This is a genomic window from Streptomyces sp. NPDC054847 (assembly GCF_053610925.1).
Genome location: NZ_JBSGZJ010000364.1, coordinates 1 through 7,253, shown reverse-complemented (window position 1 = coordinate 7,253; position 7,253 = coordinate 1). Strand labels below are relative to the sequence as shown.

The 7,253-nt window shown below is 69.4% G+C and carries 8 protein-coding genes; 5 read left to right on the top strand and 3 right to left on the bottom strand.

Annotated features, from left to right (window positions below; genetic code table 11):
* The 3 genes from ACWGH4_RS27235 to ACWGH4_RS27225 form a co-directional block, all read left to right on the top strand.
* A partial coding sequence (locus ACWGH4_RS27235) for an acyl-CoA dehydrogenase (protein WP_453465602.1) occupies positions 1-1,027 on the top strand: 1,027 nt, incomplete at its 5' end.
* Between the two features lie 201 nt (positions 1,028-1,228).
* Positions 1,229-1,315, top strand: coding sequence for a hypothetical protein (locus ACWGH4_RS27230; protein ID WP_453465604.1), 87 nt, complete (start codon positions 1,229-1,231; stop codon positions 1,313-1,315).
* A 262-nt stretch (positions 1,316-1,577) separates the two neighbouring features.
* A complete protein-coding gene (locus tag ACWGH4_RS27225; protein WP_453465600.1) occupies positions 1,578-1,874 on the top strand; it encodes a hypothetical protein in 297 nt (98 codons plus the stop codon).
* Positions 1,875-1,938: 64 nt separating this feature from the next.
* Here ACWGH4_RS27225 and ACWGH4_RS27220 read toward each other — a convergent pair whose 3' ends face one another.
* Positions 1,939-3,558, bottom strand: a complete 1,620-nt coding sequence (locus ACWGH4_RS27220) for a sodium/solute symporter (RefSeq protein ID WP_453465598.1) — start codon at positions 3,556-3,558, stop codon at positions 1,939-1,941.
* Entirely contained in the window at positions 3,558-3,842 is a 285-nt protein-coding gene (locus ACWGH4_RS27215; RefSeq protein WP_453465596.1) for a hypothetical protein, read from the bottom strand. Before ACWGH4_RS27215 ends, ACWGH4_RS27220 begins: the two co-directional genes overlap by 1 nt.
* Positions 3,843-4,606: 764 nt before the next feature.
* Here ACWGH4_RS27215 and ACWGH4_RS27210 point away from each other — a divergent pair.
* Together ACWGH4_RS27210 and ACWGH4_RS27205 are read left to right on the top strand one after the other, a co-directional pair.
* Positions 4,607-6,016, top strand: coding sequence for an alpha/beta hydrolase family protein (locus ACWGH4_RS27210; RefSeq protein WP_453465594.1), 1,410 nt, complete (start codon positions 4,607-4,609; stop codon positions 6,014-6,016).
* Between the two features lie 228 nt (positions 6,017-6,244).
* Positions 6,245-6,709, top strand: coding sequence for a group II truncated hemoglobin (locus ACWGH4_RS27205; RefSeq protein ID WP_453465592.1), 465 nt, complete (start codon positions 6,245-6,247; stop codon positions 6,707-6,709).
* Between the two features lie 78 nt (positions 6,710-6,787).
* Here the strand turns inward: ACWGH4_RS27205 and ACWGH4_RS27200 are convergent.
* Positions 6,788-7,253: (2Fe-2S)-binding protein (locus tag ACWGH4_RS27200; RefSeq protein ID WP_453465590.1), on the bottom strand; the 466-nt coding region annotated here is incomplete at its 5' end.

Genomic DNA, 7,253 nt, shown 5'->3' with positions numbered 1-7,253 from the left:
CCACCCCGTCGACCACGCCATCACCACCTTCACCCACGTCCGACTCCCCCCCACCGCCCTCCTCCAAGCCCCCCACAACCGCCTCGACGCCGACGGCACCCACCACACCACCCACGGCAACCCCCAAAAACGCTTCCTCCACACCATCGACCGCGTCACCCTCGGCAAACTCTGCATGAGCGCCGCCGCCACCGGCACCGCCCGCGCCGCCCTCACCATCGCCGTCCACTACGCCAACCACCGCCACACCACCCACCACAACACCCCCACCCCCCTCACCACCCACCCCCGCTACCCCACCGACCCACCCCCCACCAAAGAACAAACCCACCACCTCACCGCCCTCACCAAAGCCTTCACCACCCACCACGCCCGCACCATCACCACCACCTGCCGCGAACGCTGCGGCGCCTGGGCCCTCCACCCCCACAACCCCCTCGCCCACTACACCCAACACCTCGAAGGCACCATCACCGCCGAAGGCGACAACCTCCTCATCACCCTCAAAGCCGCCACCCACCTCCTCCTCAACCCCCCACCCCCACCCCCCACCACCCCCACACCCCCCAACCCCCTCACCAACCTCCCCCACCTCAAAAACCTCCTCCAACACGCCCAACACATCTGGCACACCCGCACCAAACAAGCCCTCCACACCCCCACCACCCCCCACACCCCCCACACCCCCCACACCCGCTGGAACAACGCCACCCAACCCGCCCTCACCATGACCCACCTCCACACCACCCTCCACACCACCAACGCCCTCCTCACCACCCTCAACCACACCACCCACCCCACCACCCACACCCACCTCAAAAACCTCACCAACCTCTACCTCCTCAACCAACTCACCCCCCACACCGCCGACCTCATCACCCACCACCACCTCACCCCCCACCACCACAACCAAATCCACACCACCATCAACCACCTCCACCACACCCTCCACCCCCACCTCACCACCCTCACCCACGCCCTCAACCACCCCCACCAACACACCCCCACCCCACCCCCCACCCACTAACCCACCACCAGGGACCTGAGTCAGAGATCCGTCGTTAGTTCGGTATGAGTCGTCCTGGACCGAAGATCCCGCCGTTGCTGTCAACCGATCCCCAGCGCACTGTGCTTGAGGGTCGGGTCCGTCGGCGAACAACCCCGCAGGCGTCGGCTCTTCGGTCACGGATTGCGCTGGAGCGCACCGAGGGGACACTCGATCACGGAGGTGTCGCGTCGGCTGCGGGTCACGCCGGACACGGTCCGCACCTGGCGAAGGCGCTTCCTCGAGCATGGGCCTGGACGGCCTCTGTGACGAGCCGAGGCCGGGCGTCCCGCGGAAGATTACCGATGCCGATGTCGAGCGGCTGATCTCACGACACGGCGGGCGGGCAGCATGGGTCGCGCGCCGATTGTCGTACACCGGCCCACAGCGGGCCGTGACGCAATCCTGGGGACGACTGCTCCGACCACGACCTCGTGGTGGGCCTGGAAGCGGCTGGGCCGACCAGCCGGACGCTGCTTCGTCCGCCCCGGCCCGCTGCTGATGGCGTAGGAGTGGCCGACGTTCACGTCCTGTGTCGGTCACGGCGGTGGCCATGTCTGGCGGCAGCAAGCTGCTGACGGACTTCGTGGTCAAGGCCCAGGACTTTCGAACTGCTGCGACCCCGCCGAAGAACAAGGGAGGTTCCTGGGACGCTGGGCAGGGTCCACCGGCCGCCACCGGCGCCCAAACCACCGACACCTGCAAAGACCTCGTCGAACGCCTTCCCGCGACCTTCGTCTACGCGAGCATAATCGTCACCGACACCCCTCTTCAGCGGCACCCGCGGCGGCGCCTGCACCGGCGTATCGACGAGCTCGCCGCAGGGTAACGCGGCACGGGGCGGCGGCCGGTGGAGCGTGTGAGGGCGCTCCACCGGCCGCCGCATTCGTGCGTCAGGCCCTGACGTGCTGCTTCGGCAATGCGGCCGCACGCTGCTGTCCCGTGACGCTTCCCAGCCAGCCGAGCAGGAACGCGACGGGCAGCGACACCAGGGCGACCGTCTGCAGCGGGAACCAGGTGATGTCCCACTCGGGGAACAGTGCCATCGGGCTGCCGGAGAAGACGGGGCTCACGACCTGGAGTCCGATCGCGCAGCCGAGACCTCCGTACAGCGTCCACAGCAGCCCCCTGCGCGTGAAGCCGCGCCAGAACAGCGAGTACACCAGCGCCGGGAGCAGACAGGAGCTCGCCACCGCCAGGGAGATCGTGGACAGGAAGCCCATGTTCCAGCCCTGCACCCACACCGCGAGGAAGATGCTCAGCACCCCGACCAAGGCGGACGCGATACGGGCCGCGGCCACCTCCCGGCCCTCGGTCGTGCGCCCGCGGCGGACGACGTTGGTGACGAGATCGTGGGCGATCGAGCCTGCGGCCGCCAGCGTCACGCTCGCGACGACTGCCAGCGTGGTGAGGAACACCGCACAGGAGACCAGCACGACGAGCCATGCCTCGCCCGTCTGCGCCGACGAGCCGCCCGCCAGATCGCCGGTGAGCATCAGCAGGCTGCTGGTGGCCCCGGGGTCGGCGGCGAGGATCTTCGGGGCGCCGATCAGCGCCGCGGCCCCGAATCCCAGCACGGTGGTGAGCAGGCAGATGGCACCGACGATGGCGATGGTGTGGCGGACCGTACGGCGTGCCGCGGCGGCGTCGGGCGCGGTGTTGAGCTGGGTGGCGACATGGGGCAGGCATGCGACGCCCAGCACCACGGTGATCATCAGACCGATGAAGTCGAGCGTCCCCTCGACCGGGCTGCTGGCGGCGAACCGCAGGCCCGGACGCATATAGCCCTCGGGACGCCCGCTGCCCAGCCGAGCGGCCTCGATGAGGGAGTCGGGGCTCCAGTGGAAGCGGTGGAGCAGCACCGCAGCCACGGCCACGGCCATGGCGAGCAGGATCACCGTCTTGATCACCTGGATCGCGATCATGCCGCGCATCCCGCCGAAGGCCGTGGCGCAGACGACGATGGTGCCGATCATGACGATGGCGGTCTGCTCGGCGCCGGGACCGGACAGGCCGAGCAGCATGGCGGTGGTCTTGCCCGCGCCGGAGAGCTGGACGATCAGATACGGGACGCACGCGCTCAGCGTGACGACGGCGACCGCGATCCTGACCGCGGGCCCCGGGGTCCGCAGGGCGAACGTGTCGCCCAGGGTGTAGGCGCCGCGTTCCCGCAGCGGGCCGGACAACAGGAGCAGGACGCCGAGCGACAGCACGGTGCACAGGGCGATGAACAGGCCGTCGAAGCCGAAGACCGCGACGGTTCCCGTCGTGCCGAGCACGGTCGCGGCGGAGAGGTAGACGCCGGTGAGGACGAGGGCGCTCTGGACGGGCCGCAGCCTGCGGCCCGCCGTGTAGAAGTCGTCGACCCGGTCCCGCTCGGGGCCGTTGAGCACGCAGATGAGCAGGATCGGGACGATGAAGGCGAGGAAGCCGACGAGAACCCAGGAGCGGGTGTCCGTGTCCAGGTCGAGGGTGCCGGGATACCCTGCGGCCAGCAGGACCTGAGGAAGCATCAGTGCTCCTCCTCCGGCTCGTACGCGGCCTCCTCGTGGTCGGCGGCGCGGTCGTAACGCGCAGCCGACCACAACATGAGCGAGCCCTGCGCGAGAATGGCGACGACGCCGAGATTGATCTGTCCGGCGACACGGGTGGCCAGCAGGTCCTCTGCGACGCAGGCAAGCAGGAGATGGACCGCGAAGGTCAGTCCGTTGAGGAGCGCGAAGGATCTGCCCGGCCGGTGGGGCCGGGGTCTTTGATGGAACGGGGAGGTGTGCGGATGGGCGTGCTGATGGGCCATGGAGCTCTCCGGGCAGGCAGGGAAGCGCGCGCATCGCCTCGCTCGGGCGATGCCTGGCGAGGGCATTGTCCTGATGGCATTGCCCCCTGATGAGGGCTCACCAGAGCATGTACCGACCAGTCAGTCCATGCGCTTGGGGCACCCCGCTGTCCGCTCCCAACGCCATAGAGGCACGACTGTGCTGATGCCCATTCGGCCATACGGGAGTTGTCCACCGCCGTGAAGCAGCACGCGTGCCAGGTGGCCGTACTCCCCTGCGGGCTACGCGTGCCAGACGGGCGTACCACCCTGCGCCTTCGGCTTTCCGGGTCGCAGTCCCAGGCGCCCCCGCAGCCGAGGACGGCCGCCGGCCCGAGCATGTGGAGCGTGTCGAAGGCGAGCGTGAGCCGTACGAGACCGCGGGGAGACCCGTAGAGGTATCGCCGAGGTGGCACCAAATCGCACGCTCTCCGCGACCCGGCCCACCCCGATGCGGGGCAGCAACGGGCCTGGTGGTCGTCTGCCATGGTGTCTGTCGTTGCCGACCGGGGGCTGCTGGTGGCCGCCTACTTCCTGGCGTCGGTGGGGTCGCGTGCATTCACCCCTGGCTGCCCTCTACAGCTGGGCTGCCAGTGTGTCTCCGTCCGTGCTGGCCGACCGGATTGCCGCACGCGCTGGCGAACTGCCTTGATCAGAGCCGTCCGGACCGTGCAGGGCGACTGTTCGGGGGAATCGCCGGTGTGGTCAACGGGATGCCAGGGGCACCGCTCCTACGGTCGGCTGATATGACGCATCTACCGAAGGACGCCGCCGACCCCACCCGGCGGACGGCGCTGACTACGCTCGTCGTCGGCGCCGGGGCGGTGCTGGCAGCCGGCTGTGCTCCCCTGGGCAATACCTCCGCGCAAGGGACCACCCCGAGTCCCACAAGGTCGGCCACCGGCTCCGCGGATGGTGCCACGCCCGGGGTGATGACCCTCTTCGAGGACCCGGGGTTCAACTTCAACGCGCTTCTCGCCCTCGGCGGGTCCGGGCAGGGTTCCGCTGAGGTCGGCGAGGTCCTCACCGCGGTGAATGCGATCAACAGGGCCGGGCTCTCCGCGCAGACGTATGTGGAGACCTTCGGGAAGCTGGCGGACCGACTGTCGAAAGCGCCCGAGGGCGACAAGCCTGGCAGCGGGACCACGCGCTTCCGTGCGCTGCGGGCATCGCAGTACTACAGCCAGGCACTGTTCTTCGTCCTCGGCTCCGACGACCCCGGCAATGAGGAGCAGCTGTACAAGTCCACGCGCGGCGCCTGGGACACGTTCTGCAAGCTGTCCGACCCGGCCCCGGTGACGGCGAACGTTCCGTACGGGAACACGCCGCTTCCGGTCTGGTTCTTCCGGCCGGACGACTCCGCCGAGCGACGCCCCACCGTGATCCTCACCAACGGCAGCGACGGACAGAACGTCGACATGTGGACCTACGGTGTGTCGGCTGCCCTGGAGCGTGGCTGGAACGCCCTCGTGTACGACGGACCGGGCCAGGGCCAGCTGCTCTTCGTGGACCGCGTGGTCTTCACGCCGCGCTGGGAGACGGTGGTGACTCCCCTCGTCGACTGGCTGGCCGCCCGTTCCGACGTGGACACCGACCGGATCGCCCTGACCGGACTGAGCATGGGAGGCGAGCTGGCACCCCGGGCCGCGGCCTACGAGAACAGGATCGCCGCTCTGGTGGCGATGCCCGGAGTGCTGAGGCCCTGGCTGGGTTTCCCGGCGGAGATCCGGGAGATCCTCACCCGGGACAAGGAGGAGACGAACAACGTCTGGAACAAGGAGGTCGTCCCCGAGCTGTCCGCGGCCGAGGCCGCGACACTGAGAAAGCGGTTCGAACCGTTCTCCGTGCCGGCGATGCTCGCCGCCCGCCAGGGGAACATGTTCACCGATTTCTACACCCCGGCCAAGCTCGTCGAGTCGCTCGACATCACGAACGTCGTGGAGCGCATCAAGACGCCCACACTGGTCCTGGACTACGAGGGCGAGCAGTTCTATCCCGGGCAGCCGCGCGAGTTGTTCGACAACCTGACGTCCCCCAAGGACTACATGAAGCTCAGCGCCGCCACCGGCGCGCAACTGCACTGCTCTCCCATGGCCCCGCAGGAGCACTGCGAGGTCGTCTTCGACTGGCTGCAGGAGACGTTGCCGGGACGCTGAGCGGTGGGACCACGGGGTAATGGTGTCGTCAGTGCGCGGTCGCCGAGAAGACCGCCGCCCGGGCCGCGCTCCACCAGCGAGACTGGCTCAGCCTGCCCAGGAGCCGCGCCCCCCGGGGAGGCGGGCGCTTCCGCCGAGAGCGGAAACGCCTGGGCCGCCCGCCGTGCCGCGGCAATGCTGGGCGGAGCACAACTCCGCAGCACCACTCCGTACGAATGAGGTGTCGTCATGAGCGGGCCCGATGGGCGTCCCGAGACGTTGCACGAGGCCGTGGGCGGCACGCACGCACTGCGCAGGCTGAGCAACACCTTCTACGAGGCGGTCCTTACCGATCCGCTGCTCGCCCCCGTCTTCGCCGACTTCACCTCCGCCCATATCGAGCATGTCGCCGTCTGGCTGGCCGAGGTCTTCGACGGACCTGCCGACTTCACCGCCGCGCTGGGCGGCCACCAGAGGCTGCTCCGGGTGCACCTCGGGCTCTCGATCACGGAGGAGCAGCGGCTGCGCTGGATGGAGCTGATGACCGAAGCGGTGGCGAAGGAGCTGCCGGACGACGACGTGCTGCGCCGCCGGGTGGTGGAGTACTTCGACTGGGGTACGAAGATCGCCCGCGAGGTCTCGGCCGACCCCGCCGGCACGGACCTCGGCGACCCGGGCCCGACCCCGCGCTGGGGCTGGAACGGCGTGCGCTGAGCCGCAGCGGAACCTGCCCAGAACCCTGATGCGGCACCAGTACGCCGCGTTGCCGGCCTGCCGTCGTTTCCGCCGCGGTCAGTCCGCGTCCTCCAGCCTCCGCAAACGCTCGGCGTCGCACGTCCGCGGACACGTCGAACACGCCTGCGCGGCGTCGAGTGTGTAATACATGCAGCAACCGAGACGCGTCCGGGTCAGATGCCGCCGCCCGTCCCGACCCGCCAACCGACGGAACTCCGCCCCGCCGGGGAAGGGGGGAATCGCCGTCGGAAGCAGCTCGGTGGCGGCCTGGACCGCTCGATCTTCCTGGCCCAGCACGCGGCCGAGATACCAGATCCCGGAAACCAGATCGTCCGCGGCCATGCCCCACAACGCCCTTGACCTCCGGCGCGCATGCGGCCCGACAGCCGTCAGCAAGGGCCCTACGTGCTCGGCGACGCCGGCACGCAGTTCGGCGCGCAGCGCCTCTTCGTGGGCCACCACCCGGACGCCGGGCATCCCGGCCGCCGGGTCGTCGGGCAGGCAGGCGAAGTCGGAGTCCGGG